This is a genomic window from Paraburkholderia sp. Ac-20342, assembly GCF_017104985.1.
GTDB lineage: Bacteria > Pseudomonadota > Gammaproteobacteria > Burkholderiales > Burkholderiaceae > Paraburkholderia.
The window spans coordinates 54,435-68,701 of record NZ_JAAGPQ010000008.1 but is presented as its reverse complement, the minus strand read 5'-3'; the positions used below and the strand labels follow the sequence as shown (position 1 = coordinate 68,701).

Below are 14,267 nucleotides of genomic sequence, written 5' to 3'. Positions count from 1 at the left end.
CGCAACGGAGGGCCTTATGGAATACAGATGGAACTGGGGTGTATTTGCCCAGACCGCAATGGGAAGCTCGGACAACTATGCGATTTTCTTGCTGAAAGGTTTGATGCTGACGGTCTGCACAGCAGCCTTAGCGTGGGTAATCGCACTGGCCCTCGGAACGGTTGTCGGCGTGCTGAGAACAGTGCCCAACCGGTTTGCGAATGTATCCGCACGGACTTACGTCGAGATATTCAGAAACGTGCCGTTACTACTGCAGCTTTTTCTTTGGTATTTCGTGATGCCCGAACTCTTGCCTGAGAAGTGGGGCATGTGGCTGAAGACGCTTCCGTTTGGATCGTTCTACATTGCCTTCTTAGGTCTTGGTATCTACACCTCTGCACGCATCGCGGAGCAGATCCGGGCTGGCATCCAGGCGCTGCCTGTTGGACAGAAAGGAGCCGCGCTTGCGTTGGGAATGACTTTGCCGCAGGCCTACCGACACATCCTGCTGCCGCGAGCTTACATCGCGATGCTTCCAACCCTGACCTCGGAGGGTATCGCGATTGTGAAGAACACCTCTGTCGCGCTGACGATTGGACTCGCGGAGCTGACCGCACAAGCACGGGCAATGCAGGAGTACACGTTCAACGTATTCGAGGCGTTCACCGCAGCCACCCTGCTTTATTTCATCCTGAATGTGGTGATCGTCGTCGTCTCGCGTGTGATCGAAGAAAAGACGGCACTCCGGCATTGACGAACGCCTAGGTTCAACCTTGCGAAATCGGATTCACATTGGCTTACTCATTCGACTGGAGCGTTGTCGAGCGCTCCGCGCACTACGTCCTCATTGACGGCCTCGGCTTCACACTTTCCCTAACGGCAACAGCGACAGTTGGCGGAGTTGTACTCGGAACAATCCTGGCGCTGATGCGGCAATCGTCAATCTGGCCACTCAAGAAATTTTCCGAGCTATATGTCGACATTGCGCGATCGCTGCCCCTGATTCTGGTGATTTTCTGGATCTACTTTCTACTGCCGTTTGTAGGCCAGTGGGTTCTTGGAGCTCCTCGCCCCGTACAGGTCGGAGCACGTACGTCTGCTTTCGTGACATTCACGATGTTTGAAGCGGCTTACTTTGCCGAGATCATCCGCTCCGGCCTGAGAGGGATTCGGGTGGGGCAGTTGTTTGCGGGGTATTCGCTTGGGATGACCTATTTTCAGGTCACGCGTTACGTCATTCTTCCTCAGGCGCTGCGCAATATGCTTCCGGTGCTGGCCACCCAGACGATTGTCCTTTTTCAGGACTCGTCGCTTGTGTACGTGCTGTCGCTCACTGATCTGTTGGGCGCGGCGAGCGATGTGGCTCAACGCGATGGCCGCCTAGTTGAGATGTACGTCTTCGCTTCGGTGGTCTACTTCGCGATCTCATTCACTGCGTCGCAGGTCGTGCGGCGTCTACAACTGCGCGTTGCGTTACCTCGAACCTAGGTTAGCCGATGATTGAAATTGAAAACGTGTCGAAATCGTATGGAGCCTTCAAGGTCTTGAACCAGTGCTCCATGAAGGTTGAGAGAGGAGAGGTAACCGTGATCTGTGGTCCTTCGGGTTCGGGTAAGTCCACCTTGATCAAGTGTGTCAACGGACTGGAAGCGTATCAGGATGGATTGATCCGGGTGAACGCGACGGCGGTTGGCGCACGCACAACCAACATGCCGCGACTTCGGCGGTTGGTTGGGATGGTCTTTCAGAGCTTTGAGCTGTTTCCGCACCTTAGCGTGATGGAGAACCTCTGTCTTGCCCAGACCCGGGTGCTCCGCCGAACTAGCAAAGATGCAAAAGAGAAGGCTGAAGTCCTGCTCCGGCGAGTAGCAATGGACGCACACTCCCACAAGTTTCCTGGTCAGTTGTCCGGCGGCCAGCAACAACGCGTCGCGATTGCGCGGGCGCTTGCCATGGATCCGGAGGTATTGCTCTTTGATGAGCCGACGTCGGCGCTCGATCCTGAGATGGTTGGCGAAGTGCTTGACGTGATGGTCTCGCTGGCCAAAGAGGGCATGACGATGATGGTAGTGACACATGAGATGGGCTTCGCTCGTCAGGTCGCAGACTGGGTTGTGTTCATGGACAAAGGCGAGATCGTTGAGAAGACGCTCGCTGCACAGTTTTTCGATCGCCCGACTTCTGATCGTGCAAGAGCATTTATTTCGTCCATTTCGCAAAACTAACTTTGATCGGCATACGTTCGCAGCCGAGCGTATTTGGCACCTCACCCTCAGATTTTGAAAGGTAAAGCATGAGTCGAGAATATGAGCATCATAAGAATGTTGGACGCATGACTCCGGATGCCGAACTCGCGGCCAAAGCGGCAGTTGAGAACCTGTTGCAGTGGGAAGCGGCGGTGAACGAGATCCATCAATGGCCGGAATACTCCCCTCAGCCGATGTGGTCACTCGATAATCGTGCACGGAATTTGAAGCTTGAGAAGCTGTACTACAAGGACGAAAGCCAGCGATTCGGCCGTCAACTTGGCAGCTTCAAGGCTTTGGGCGCTCCCTACGCGGTTTACGCACTTCTGGCCGACGAGGTGGAGGCGAAGACGGGCAAGCGTCCGACGGCAGACCAGTTGCGGTCCCATGAATTCCACTCGATCACGGAGCGGGTTACTGTCTGCGTCGCAACCGACGGGAACCAGGGACGAGGACTTGCTTATGCTGCCAAGGTCTTTGGGTGCCGATGCGTAATCTACGTCCATGGTCACGTTAGCCCGGGTCGAAAGGAGGCAATGGAGGCGCTTGGGGCGATCGTTATCCGGATAAACGGTGAATATGAGGCGTCGGTCGCTCGCGCGAAGGAGGACGGTCGTATAAACAACTGGCACTTCGTATCCAGCACATCATGGGATAACTTCAAAGAAGGACTCCCGCGGAATGTGATGAACGCATACATGGTGATGGTCGAGGAGGCGCTGGAAGCGCTTCCGTCTGACAGCCGAATCACGCACGTCTTCATGCAGGGTGGGGTAGGAAGCATCGCCGCCGCGGTATTCCTGGGTTTTGCGAAGAAGTATCCCGGCAAGACGCCGCGATTCGTCATTGTTGAACCGACGGAGGCAGACTGCCTATTCCAGAGCGCAATCAACGGGCGTCCTACGCCTTCGGCGGGATCTCTCCACACGTTGATGGCTGGACTTGCTTGCCGTGAGGTTTCTCCCGCGGCGTGGTCGGTTTTGCAATGGTTGGCAAGTGACTTCATCAAGATCCCGGATCACTGGGTCGTATCTGCGATGCGCGCTTTGGCGGATGGGGGGGGAGACACGCCAATTGTGAGCGGAGAGTCAGCCTCAGGCGGGATGGGCGTCTTGCTGCAAAGCATGTTGAACCCGGAGCTGCGGGACCAGCTCGGCCTCGATGAAAACAGTCAGGTACTCCTCTTCGGTTGTGAGGGCGCGACCGACCCGCAAATCTATGAGCAGGTAGTCGGATTGAGTTCGCACGAGGTTTTCGAGCGACAGGCGGAGCGCGCGCCGGCCGGGTGACGGTGCCGAAAATGCTGTGAGTTGGGGTAGGGCTCTTACCTGAGACGGACTCGAGTCCTACTATTCGACCGGTATCTGAGGGCATTCACGCGTTGAATAACGCGATATTAAACATTGATTAGTATTATTTTGCAGTGCGCCTACCATTAGGAGTATCCCTAATGGCATTACAACATCATGGTTTCGACAACTTTTGAAACATCTGTCCTCAGTCTGACACCGCGCCAGCGCATCCTGGCGATGGTGGCGCTGATGAGCGGGGTGGTACTAGCGACGCTCGATACCACAATCAGCAACACGGCACTTCCACAGATCGCAAGAGAACTCCAAAGTTCGGAGGCATCGATCATCTGGATCGCGAACGCATATCAGATCGCGATGATTGCGGGCTTGTTGCCGCTCGCTTCGTTAGGCGAGTCGATCGGCTATCGCCGAGTGTACCTGTTCGGACTGGTGGTCTTCGTCATCGCCTCCCTCGTTTGCGGTGCGTCCAGTTCACTTGGCTGGGTGATAGTGGGTCGGGTTGCCCAGGGCGTCGGTGCGGCCGCCATCATGAGTGTGAACACTGCATTCATTCGCCACATTTATCCAAGCGCGCAACTCGGGAGAGGCTTAAGCCTTAACGCTCTTGTCGTTGCGGTGGGTTTCACGTTGGGCCCCCCGCTGGCTTCAGGCATCCTGTCTTTGGCCAACTGGCATTGGCTTTTCCTGTTGAACGTCCCTGTCGGCTTAATTGCGTTGCCACTGGCTTTCCGCTTTCTCCCGGATGTGTGCGGCACACGCAATTCGCTGGACGCGATCACAGGGTCGCTGTGCGCAGCGTTTTTGGGACTGCTGGCTTTCTCGTTTTGCACGCTCGCTAACGGAATGGAGAAGTCGGTGGCGATTTGTGCGGCGGCGGTGTGCGCGCTGTCCCTCTCGCTACTGCTCAAGAATCAGGCACGCCATCCGGCGCCTATGCTCCCCGTGGATTTACTGAAGATGCCGATCATTGGACTATCCTCAGTCACCTCCGTTTGCGCCTTTGCTACACAGGCTTTGGCGCTGGTGGCGTTGCCGTTTTTCCTGCAAGCCGTGATTGGTATTTCAGTCGTCAATACCGGCCTTCTTCTTTCGACGTGGCCGTTGGTTGTTGCAGCGATGGCGTTGCTCGTGCGTCCTTTGAGCGACAGGTGGTCTGCGGGCGGGCTGTGCAGTACCGGTCTGCTCATTCTGTGCGTTGGCATGATGGCTCTGGCCAGCGCATCGTCCGATACCTCGATTGCCAGCATTGCATTCAGGCTCGTCCTGTGTGGAGCAGGATTCGGTCTTTACCAGGCTCCGAACATGAAAGCGATCATGAGCAGCGCGCCTGTCCATAGAAGTGGCGGTGCGAGCGGGATCGTCGCCATCAGCAGGCTGATGGGGCAGGCGGCCGGCGCGGCACTCGTAGCACAGTGTTTTCGCATTTCCAGCCAGCATGGCCCCGAACTCGCTTTATGGCTCGGCAGTGGTAGTGCGATGGTCGGCCTCGTATTCAGCGCACTCCGGTTGAGGACGCCAGCTCGACAACTGGCATAACGTCACTCGGCCCATTCATGTTCGGGTGGTAGGGCGATGTCTTCAACGACCGTGAAGATGAACTTTTTTCTCTAGTGCGAACGGCGAGCCGTTCGAACGATTATTGTGTCGAGGCTGTAGTGTACAAATCTCGGAATGAGTACAGTGAAGTGAGTGAAGACGCCCGCGTCGGAATTGTTCGCCAGGAAGATCTGAGGTCCACTCCCAAGCCAGTTTCAACGTACGGAATCTTGCTTGCTTCGAGAGCGCTGGCGAATAGCCGGAAACGTACCAGAAAGGCCGGACGTCACATATGCAGCAATACTCGGCTACAACTAGGATGAGCACGCGTGTGAGGGTTTCAGCCGGCAAGTACGGGCGAGTGGACAACTATCGTGCTAGCCACTCTTGCTGTCATAAGAGCTCGCCTGTTGAAGCAACCAAGTTCGGAACAGTGCTAGCGGCTTGCCGTGACTAAGTTCTGTCGGGTAGACGAGATAGTATGCAGAGTCGACCGTGGAGCGCGCATTGAAAGGGATGACAAGACCATGCTGGGCGAGTTGATTCACAACAAAAAATTCGGGCACTAGCGCGACGCCGATGCCCGCAGCGGCGGCCGCGATCAGCATCGTGTGCAGCTCATACCTGACCCCTTGCATTGCTGACGCATCTTCAACGCCCTGCTCCGAGAACCATCGGCTCCAGGCCTCTGGACGGGTCGTCGAATGGAGTAAGGGATATTGAAGAAGGTCGGCGGGCTCTCTTACCTTGCCTCTTAGCAAGGCCTTCGAGCAGATCGGCACAACTGCCTCGCCGAAGAGGTAGTCGCACGAGGCTCCTGGCCATGTTGGTTCGCCATAATGGATGGCGGCCTCAAAATGAGATTCATCGAACGAGAACACTCCAGTTCGAACGCCCATATTGATCCGCACATCTTGAGCCGTTTCGTTGAAGTCTGGCAATCTTGGTATCAACCAGTGTGACGCGAAGGTGGGAAGCACGGCGAGCTCGAGATGACCACCACCGCTTCCATGCGCAACGATGGAAAGCGTGTCGCGGTCCAGATTCTCCAGGGTTCGACGCACTTGCGTTGCGTAGAGTCGTCCTGCTCGCGTAAGCACTACACGCTGCCTCGTGCGTACGAACAGCGAGACTCCGAGATTCGACTCGAGCGTCGCGATCTGGCGGGAGATAGCACTCTCCGTCAGGAGAAGTTCCCTGGCAGCATGCGTAAAGCTCTCATATCTTGCCGCTGCCTCGAATGCCAGCAGGGCCCCCATATTGGGTACGTGAAACTTGCGCATGGTCTTTCCAAAAACTCATCACCTTTGAATTTTAACTCGTTTTACTAGGATCGATCGCGCCTTGATAATGAGAGAAATGCATTGATCGGCAGTAGCGCGGCGCGAGAGCCCTCCGATTTACAACTGACTATCTTCAAGAGTTCGATGATGCGAAACCCAAATGTTGAAAGCCTCCTCTGCAAGTTGCTTGGTCGTGAAAAAACGGAGACGCTTTTCCGGACGTTGAATTTCCCTTCCGCGTTGCAGGAGTGGGAAGCGGGCCTGGTTACGCGTGCCGAGTTGGCACAAGCGATGAATATGGTTCTTTTTGAGGATCTGTTGGAGAGGTCAGCGAACGGCCGCGCATATACAAATGACGCTATCGCCGATGGCGGCTCCGTGTATTTCGATCATGGTGCGTTGCGTACAGTGCGTTGGCCTCACCATGGCGAGTTGCCGCCCGGAGAAGCGGCATTCACGCGTATCTTGCGACCGCTTGGATTCAAGCTCAACGGACGCTACCCGCTGGACAAACTCGGCATGACGGGACGAGCGTATGCTCACGAAGATGCACCAGACGAAATTGCCCAGTTCTTTCTGAGTGAACTCCATCCGGAGCGATTCTCTGATCGATTCCAATCGGCAGTTAGCAACGTGTTAAGCACTTCGAAAGATCCGATCACACCGTTAGCGGAATCGCAACTGGCTGAACTGGAAAGAGACGGGTCACTGACGATCGAGAGCGCGCATGAACTTTTGCCAGTAATCGTCAGCGCGTTCGCGAGGCAGCACGACATTCCCGCGGAAGCAGACTACGAAGCCCTTCTGGAAGAGTCTGCGGAAATGGCCTGGATTGCAACCGAAGGTAACGCCTTCAATCACGCAACTGATCGGGTCGGCGATGTGTTCGCATTGTCCGAGAGCGAGAAAGCGAAGGGTCGGCCGATGAAGCTCGAAGTTGAAAGCTCCCGGTCAGGAAGGGTATTTCAGACGGCATATCGGGCCGACATGGTGAAACGCGAGTTCGTGTCCGCAAACGGGGTTAAGGTTGTCCGCGAAGTTCCCGGCTCATTCTACGAGTTCATCACGCGAAAGCGCGAGCTAAACCGCGTCGATCGGCGCTGGGAAACTGATCTCCGATTCGATGCAGGGAACGCAACCGGCATTTTCAAGATGACAGCGAGCGCAACTAAGTAACGTGAAAGAAGCCAAACGATATGAAGCGAGCAGTGCGCTGCTGCAAAAAGTAGAGGCAGACCTAAGACGCGCCGTTGCGGGCGAGATTCGCTTCGACGCAGGATCCAAGGCGCTTTACGCATCTGACGCTTCAAACTATAGACAGGTCCCACTCGGCGTCGTTGTTCCGCGGAGCGTCGACGATCTTGTGGGTGCCCTGAATGTTTGCGCGAGCAATGATGTGCCTTTCCTGACGCGCGGAGGCGGCACCTCCCAAAACGGCCAGTGCGTCAACGTTGCGGTAGTTGCAGATGCCAGCAAGTATGTGAACAACGTCGTTTCGATTGATGTTGATGATCGTACCGCCATCGTCGAGCCGGGTGTCGTGTGCGATGCGCTGCGCGATGCCGCCGAGAAACATGGGCTGACTTTCGCGCCCGATCCAGCAACTCACAGCCGTTGCACTTTGGGTGGAATGATCGCAAACAATTCCTGCGGCGCTCATTCTGTGATGGCGGGGAAGACGGTCGAGAATGTGGAGGCTCTTGAAGTCTGCACATATGACGGTGCGCGGTTCTGGGTCGGGCCGACCTCCGAGCCGGAGTTGGAGCGCATTATCGCGGAAGGTGGCCGCAGAGGGGAGGTATATCGCAAGTTGCGCGACCTGCGCGACCGGTACGCAACTGACATCCGCAGGGAGTTTCCGCAGATCAAGCGACGCGTGTCCGGCTTCAACCTCGATCAGCTTCTGCCAGAAAACGGGTTCAACGTCGCGCGCGCTTTGGTTGGTACTGAGGGTACGTGTGCTGTCACGTTACGAGCTAAGGTGCGTCTGGTACACAGCCCTTGCTGTCGTGTACTGCTTGCCCTGGGCTTCACTGATATCTATACGGCCGCCGATGCGGTTCCCCATTTCAACAACTTCTCACCGCTTGCGATCGAAGGTCTGGACCGAGGCATCATCCGCGGACTGCAGGCACGCGGCTTGAAAGCGGAGGAGATCGCTCTCTTGCCAGACGGCGATGCATGGGTGATTCTGGAGTTCGGAGCTGACCACGTTGCCGATGCTTTGTCGCAAGCGCAGGAAGCGCACGCGTACTTTACCGGTGGCAATGCGGGACCGAACGTGAGTGGCATTGTGGTCGAGGATCGGTCAAAGCAACTGCGAATCTGGTCGATCCGCGAAACAGGCGCCTCAGCCGTTGCGCTTTCGATTGATTCGTCAAAGCCTGATCCCATCGTTGGATGGGAGGACGCGGCCGTTGACCCCATGCGGCTCGGCGACTATCTGCGCCGGTTTCAAACTCTAGTTGATCGCTACGGTTACGAAACGTGTCTATATGGGCATTTTGGCGATGGATGCGTGCACGCCCGGATCACGTTCGACATCCGGACCGTCGAAGGAGTAGCGACTTGGCGTTCCTTCTTGCGAGAGGCGGCTCAGCTCGTTGTTAAGTTCGGAGGCTCTCTATCCGGGGAGCACGGCGATGGTCAGGCTAAAGCAGAGTTTTTGCCTATCATGTACGGCCCCGATGTCATGCGGGCCATGGAGGAGTTCAAGGCTATCTGGGATCCAACTAATCGTCTGAATCCCGGAAAGGTGGTTCACGCCTATCGAGCAGATGAAAACCTCCGGATGGGGCCATCGTACAAAGCTGTCACCATCAACACCAAACTGACGTTCGCTAGTCCAGAGGGCGACGGCTTCCAGCGGTCAGTAGAGCGCTGTATCGGTATGGGAAAATGCCGTTCAGCAAGCGGAGGAACGATGTGCCCGAGTTATCGGGCAACCAAAGAAGAACGGTTCTCGACTCGCGGACGCGCACACCTGTTCTGGGAGATGCTGCAGGGAGAGATCATCACGGATGGTTGGGACAGCAAGGAAGTGAAGGAAGCTTTGGATACATGCCTTGCGTGCAAGGGGTGCAAGTCGGAATGCCCGACGCATACCGACATGGCATCCTACAAGGCGGAATTCCTGTCGCACTACTACCAGAAGCATCGTCGTCCGCGCCAGGCGATGTTCATGGGGCGAATCGGCCAGTGGGCTCCGATTGCGGCTCGCCTTCCCCGGCTTGCAAACTTTGTGATGTCTTCTCCCGGTTTGGGCGCCGTCGGCAAATGGATTGCCGGCATTTCGCCAAAGCGTCAATTGCCGGCTTTTGCGGCGAAGCGCTTTAGTCGGATGATCGATCGGGACGCTCCGCTAGCGCGACAGGGGCCTTCAACAACTCGTCCACGGGTTATTCTTTGGGTCGATACTTTCAACGAACACTTTTCCCCTCAGATTGCGAAGGCTGCGTACGACGTTTTAGCCATGATTGGCTACGACGTCGTGCTTCCAAGCAAACGCCTTTGCTGCGGAAGACCGTTGTACGACTATGGACTGCTGGACGAGGCGAAAGCATTGTTGCTTAGAGCGGTGAACGAACTCTGGCCGGAAATTCGAAGCGGCGTACCGATCGTAGGGTTAGAGCCAGGCTGTCTATCCGTATTTAAGGACGAACTTCTCAAGCAGTGTCCCGGCGACGAGCGAGCCCAAACGCTTTCGGATCAAACACATCTCTTCTCAGATTTCGTCGCTCGCGTCGACTACGACTGGCCGCGCCTCGAGGTCGACGCAGTGGTCCATGGGCACTGTCATCAGAAATCGGTTTTCGGTATGAAGGGGGATACGACGCTCCTGGACAAACTGGGCGTGCGCTACCACGTGCTGGAAACGGGATGCTGTGGGATGGCCGGCTCTTTCGGGTTTAATGCCGAGCATTACGATCTTTCAATGCAGATCGCCGAAAGTGCATTGCTCCCTCTTATCCGACGATCACACGTATCAGCCTATGTAGTGACGAACGGCTTTTCCTGTCGAGAGCAGATTGAACAAGGCGCAGAGCGGCAGACAATTCATATTGCGGAGTTGGCTCTGAAGGCGCTACAAGGCGAGGGAGTTCGGTCTGCCACCCGTCAGCGTGGTGAAAATAGAGATCTGACGAACGTTGGCTGAGCGTTTCAGTTTGCATGTCCCGCAGGCTCATGATTGGCTGCGGGACCTACCTGTCTTGCGCGGGGTTACTCCCGGTCGCTAGAGAAGCTGCGAGAGGCGCTTGACGTTCCTCGGTGGCCTCCATCAATCCTTCAAACTATCTGGACGCCGGGTGTCGCGCCGGTCTGATTCAGACTCACAAAATTGCCATCAACCCGGAAAAAGAGGCTTACGATCTGCTGCGATACTGTCTTCTTCGCTCCACTACCCGAACATCGCGCGCCGCTACGATGGTTTCCTGAGTAGGACATCGGAGAGATCCTGCAAAGGATGCGATAGGAATTGTTCACTAGATTAAGAATCCATATTTCTCACGACGGAGATGTTTCAAAGTATTCACGCATTGAATGTCCCAATATCTAAAAACCATAGCTCGATGGGTTACTTTGTCGTTAGTCTCTATGTAAAGAATATGGGGTTCCGAGGATTTCGTGGAGAGTCTATAACCAACTGACGGGTGGACCTTCAGGAGGAAAAAATGACAAAGTCGCCAACGTAATATGAATTTTGACCGTCAACAATTGGAGGCATTTTCCGTCGTCGTGGAAACACGGCACTTCGGCCGGGCAGCGGCGTTATTGAATGTTACTCGTGGTGCTGTGTCTCTTAGGCTCAAGGCGCTTGAAGAGGAGTTTGGTACTCCGCTCCTGGTAAGAGACGGAAATGTTCCCACGCCGGCAGGCGAAGTTCTCCTGAGGCACATCCGTGTACTCAAGATACTCGAGGCAGATACACAACTGCAGATCAAGCCGATGGACGGCATGCGTCCTCGCATGGCTATCGCTGTAAATGCAGATTCTCTTGCAACGTGGTTCGAGGCTGTTGCCTGGGAAATCGCAGAAAGAAATGTAGCCCTCGAACTAATTGTTGACGACCAGGATTACACCTTGCCGCTGCTGGCCAAGGGTGAAGCGATGGGCTGCGTTTCGACCTCCAGCAATCCTCCGACGGGATTTTTGGCCGAGCCTATCGGCATGATGGAGTACGAGTGCGTAGCGAACTTGGCGTTTGCCGAAAAGTTCTTCCCGCAGGGGCTGGGGCTGTACGGTGTCCTTGCTGCGCCCGCTGTGCTCTATAACCGGAAAGATGGGTTGCATACACAGTTTCTCGAACGGTTTCTGGATGTTGAGGTAAGAAACTACGCGATGCATTATTTCCCCTCTCCGTCGGCATTGCTAGCCGCGATCGAGAAGGGAATCGGATACGGCCTCGTTCCCTGCTTGCAAGCCAAGCCTCTGATCGACGTAGGAAAACTGATGCGGTTAGCTCCCGACCATAAGGTCGAGGTCAACCTTTATTGGCATCACTGGGAGACTGCACCGTCGAACGCGCAGGCGATCAGCGAGCTCGTAGTTCGTCACTCTCGTCAGGCGCTTATTCAGCCAAGCGTTCATGCGATGTCATGTATCGATGACGACGAATCCATAGACCAGTCATCCCTGTGAGCGTTGACGGAGTTCTCGCGCACTGAGACAACTACGTCTGGTCTGGGTGATGGAGCGCGATCGCAAGGCCGCAACTAGCGCACAGGGCCACGCCAGTATGAGCGGTGTTGCCTCCGGCATGTTGATAGCACGTGTCCATTCGATCATGAAACATAGGGCCGACACTACCGCGCCGATAAACATCGATCGCTTCGCAGACTGATCCTGAATCGGATAGCCCAGTAGCGTCAATACGAGCAGCGGGACCACCGCTGCGAGGTAGACGATGTTCAGTGTCACCATCACGTTGATGATGCTCTGCCTGTGAATCGCGACGAGTGTTGCCGCGAAGATGGGCAGCACCCGATGGAGGATAAGTGGAATAGAGGCGCCGCGCGATACTGTGGCCGTCGCATCGCTCATGGCGCGAAGAATCGAACAGGCCGAACCAAGGGCCGTTATTATCAAGATACATGTCACCGCCAGCGAAATGACCTGGCTGGAACTGCCGATCGCTCGAGTGAGCAGTGTTGGGACTACTTGAGCTTGATCGGACAGATGGTTGAGCTGCCACGGAACTGCGCCAGCGATGACTGCAGCGGCAGGAAGAAATCCAATACCCAGTACGATTACCGCAGCAATCAGACAGCCGACACGAGCGTGCGTGGACGTTCGCGCCATAGCGGGGAACTGTTGATAGTCGGCACCGCATAAAACTAGCGCGGCGACGGAGAGTAGTACCAATCCTGTGTGCTCAACCGGCCGCGTGCGTATCGACTCGACGAAGATAGCCGGCGCGCGAAGCCATAAAATCAGGTTGTGAGTTTCGGCCAGAGCAAAGACCAGTATCGCGGTACATCCGCACATGCAGAGTGCGAACATGCCGGAGAGCCATGAGATCCGGAGAAACGAAAAGGTGAGCACGAGGCAATCGACGGAGATGATCGAGGCTGTTTGCGGCATGCCCGATAGTGCCAGTATTGCTGACGCTCCGCGGATCTGAGCGCTTAGCACGCCAGTCATCCAGATCAATGAAAATGCCGCGACCTGCTGGCTGACAGTGGGACCGTATAGCGCGCCGAAATACGTCCAGATGGACTGCCCGGATTCTTGGAGGCGTGGCGCAGAAAGCGCCAGCGCGACCAGGCCGAGGGCCGTCGCTACAGCGTAAAGGCAGGCGGCCATACCTTGTTGCAGTGCGAGTTCGCCGGTTCCCAGGAAGAAGCCGATTCCGCAACTGGTCGATACAAGCAGGCTTGAGACGTTCCAGACAGCCAATGTTCGCTCAGCCATGGTTCACTCCCCATCCGAACACGCTTGAATGGCGGCCATAGAGGTATGCTGGACATACGATGGCGCGTTCCGTGAAAGCTGGCAGCGTCATTAGGTGGGCATGCAACTCGGGCAACTGATGGTATGGGACTGCCGGGAAGAGATGGTGTGTCAGGTGGTAGCCGTTGTGATGCGGGTGAATCAGCGTCGACACTACCCCGTGGTCAGGAATTTCCCGCGTAAAACTGAAGATGCCTCCAGGTTTCAGGCCGTAGTGGTCCGTCATCTCGCGGAAGGTTGTGATCGCATGGAAAACGGTAGTACGGGCTCCGAACCAGAGAACGAGGAATACCATCGCGAAGTGGATGTTGACGGCGGACAGGACCGACAATGTTGCCATCCACCATGCCGCGATACCAAACTGTTGTCGATAGTGGCATTGACCCGTTATCAAATGACCCGTGATCGATCCACAAATGAGCGAGAATTTTGAGAGGTATCGAGCGTAGACGCGAAACCATCGATCTCCTTCATGAGCGAGCAGCGGTAACAGGTCGGGGTCGCGCTGGGCATCACCTAGCCACGCGTGGTGACGCGCGTGCAGCTCGCGGTAGAGAGTTAGGCTGTCCAGCAGCGGAGCCGCAAGCAGCAGGTGCGCAAGATAATCGTTGAGGCGACGATTCTGGCTCAGATTGCCGTGACTGGCTTCATGCAGAAGGTTGCCCAGCGCACGCTGTCGGTTTCCGATAGCGACGAGTGCAACCGGTGTTAGCGCCCAGCCGATTTGATACACGGCGAAGACTGACAAGTAGATAACTATCCAGTCGAGCGCGATATCGAAAACGGCATACCATGTTTTGACTTTCGGCTGTTGCCAGACCCGAGCATGGGAAAGAAGGGATTGCTTGATTGAGATCCGTTCAATCAGGATCATCGATGTATCGCCGTGATTCATCGCGGCCTCCGTCAGAAGGCATGAACTCCCCGTAGTTCAGGTTGGGTTGAAGTATTGTCTTTTC

Annotated in this window: 11 protein-coding genes; 8 read left to right on the top strand and 3 right to left on the bottom strand. The window is 55.8% G+C overall.

What is annotated here, in order from left to right; genetic code table 11:
• Positions 1 to 16: 16 nt before the first annotated feature.
• From G3N58_RS04670 to G3N58_RS04650, 5 genes are all read left to right on the top strand, one after another.
• Positions 17 to 733 (top strand): amino acid ABC transporter permease, encoded by a 717-nt coding sequence (locus G3N58_RS04670; protein WP_205998596.1) that lies wholly within the window; start codon positions 17 to 19, stop codon positions 731 to 733.
• 38 nt (positions 734 to 771) lie between these two features.
• Positions 772 to 1,467 (top strand): amino acid ABC transporter permease, encoded by a 696-nt coding sequence (locus tag G3N58_RS04665; protein ID WP_205998595.1) that lies wholly within the window; start codon positions 772 to 774, stop codon positions 1,465 to 1,467.
• 8 nt (positions 1,468 to 1,475) lie between these two features.
• Positions 1,476 to 2,204 (top strand): amino acid ABC transporter ATP-binding protein, encoded by a 729-nt coding sequence (locus G3N58_RS04660; protein ID WP_205998594.1) that lies wholly within the window; start codon positions 1,476 to 1,478, stop codon positions 2,202 to 2,204.
• 68 nt (positions 2,205 to 2,272) lie between these two features.
• A complete protein-coding gene (locus G3N58_RS04655) occupies positions 2,273 to 3,514 on the top strand; it encodes a diaminopropionate ammonia-lyase (RefSeq protein ID WP_205998593.1) in 1,242 nt (413 codons plus the stop codon).
• A 177-nt stretch (positions 3,515 to 3,691) separates the two neighbouring features.
• Complete coding sequence (locus G3N58_RS04650) at positions 3,692 to 5,074, top strand: MFS transporter (protein WP_205998592.1); 1,383 nt, start codon at positions 3,692 to 3,694, stop codon at positions 5,072 to 5,074.
• Positions 5,075 to 5,451: 377 nt separating this feature from the next.
• Here G3N58_RS04650 and G3N58_RS04645 read toward each other — a convergent pair whose 3' ends face one another.
• The gene (locus G3N58_RS04645; protein ID WP_205998591.1) at positions 5,452 to 6,357 is read right to left on the bottom strand and encodes a LysR family transcriptional regulator; all 906 of its coding nucleotides are present in this window, start codon (positions 6,355 to 6,357) and stop codon (positions 5,452 to 5,454) included.
• A 147-nt stretch (positions 6,358 to 6,504) separates the two neighbouring features.
• On the opposite strand from G3N58_RS04645, the gene G3N58_RS04640 reads away from it, so the two are divergent.
• From G3N58_RS04640 to G3N58_RS04630, 3 genes are all read left to right on the top strand, one after another.
• Positions 6,505 to 7,533, top strand: coding sequence for a DUF1338 domain-containing protein (locus tag G3N58_RS04640; RefSeq protein ID WP_205998637.1), 1,029 nt, complete (start codon positions 6,505 to 6,507; stop codon positions 7,531 to 7,533).
• 1 nt (position 7,534) lies between these two features.
• A complete protein-coding gene (locus G3N58_RS04635; RefSeq protein ID WP_205998590.1) occupies positions 7,535 to 10,513 on the top strand; it encodes an FAD-binding and (Fe-S)-binding domain-containing protein in 2,979 nt (992 codons plus the stop codon).
• Between the two features lie 539 nt (positions 10,514 to 11,052).
• Positions 11,053 to 11,997, top strand: coding sequence for an HTH-type transcriptional regulator ArgP (locus tag G3N58_RS04630; RefSeq protein ID WP_205998589.1), 945 nt, complete (start codon positions 11,053 to 11,055; stop codon positions 11,995 to 11,997).
• Here G3N58_RS04630 and G3N58_RS04625 read toward each other — a convergent pair.
• On the bottom strand, positions 11,986 to 13,269 hold the full coding sequence (locus G3N58_RS04625; protein WP_205998588.1) for a hypothetical protein: 1,284 nt from the start codon (positions 13,267 to 13,269) through the stop codon (positions 11,986 to 11,988). The two genes, G3N58_RS04630 and G3N58_RS04625, sit on opposite strands and share 12 nt — an antisense overlap.
• Positions 13,262 to 14,203 carry a fatty acid desaturase gene (locus G3N58_RS04620; RefSeq protein WP_205998587.1) on the bottom strand — a complete coding sequence of 314 codons (942 nt, stop codon included), beginning with the start codon at positions 14,201 to 14,203 and terminating at the stop codon, positions 13,262 to 13,264. The genes G3N58_RS04625 and G3N58_RS04620 overlap by 8 nt, the downstream gene beginning before the upstream one ends.
• Between the last annotated feature and the right edge of the window lie 64 nt (positions 14,204 to 14,267).

Excerpts from the sequence above, each read along its gene's own strand:
- G3N58_RS04650 (WP_205998592.1), top strand. The coding sequence starts at position 3,692 with ATGGTTTCGACAACTTTTGAAACATCTGTCCTCAGTCTGACACCGCGC.
- G3N58_RS04640 (WP_205998637.1), top strand. The coding sequence starts at position 6,505 with ATGCGAAACCCAAATGTTGAAAGCCTCCTCTGCAAGTTGCTTGGTCGT.
- G3N58_RS04655 (WP_205998593.1), top strand. The coding sequence starts at position 2,273 with ATGAGTCGAGAATATGAGCATCATAAGAATGTTGGACGCATGACTCCG.
- G3N58_RS04620 (WP_205998587.1), bottom strand. The coding sequence starts at position 14,203 with ATGAATCACGGCGATACATCGATGATCCTGATTGAACGGATCTCAATC.
- G3N58_RS04630 (WP_205998589.1), top strand. The coding sequence starts at position 11,053 with ATGAATTTTGACCGTCAACAATTGGAGGCATTTTCCGTCGTCGTGGAA.
- G3N58_RS04670 (WP_205998596.1), top strand. The coding sequence starts at position 17 with ATGGAATACAGATGGAACTGGGGTGTATTTGCCCAGACCGCAATGGGA.
- G3N58_RS04645 (WP_205998591.1), bottom strand. The coding sequence starts at position 6,357 with ATGCGCAAGTTTCACGTACCCAATATGGGGGCCCTGCTGGCATTCGAG.
- G3N58_RS04660 (WP_205998594.1), top strand. The coding sequence starts at position 1,476 with ATGATTGAAATTGAAAACGTGTCGAAATCGTATGGAGCCTTCAAGGTC.
- G3N58_RS04625 (WP_205998588.1), bottom strand. The coding sequence starts at position 13,269 with ATGGCTGAGCGAACATTGGCTGTCTGGAACGTCTCAAGCCTGCTTGTA.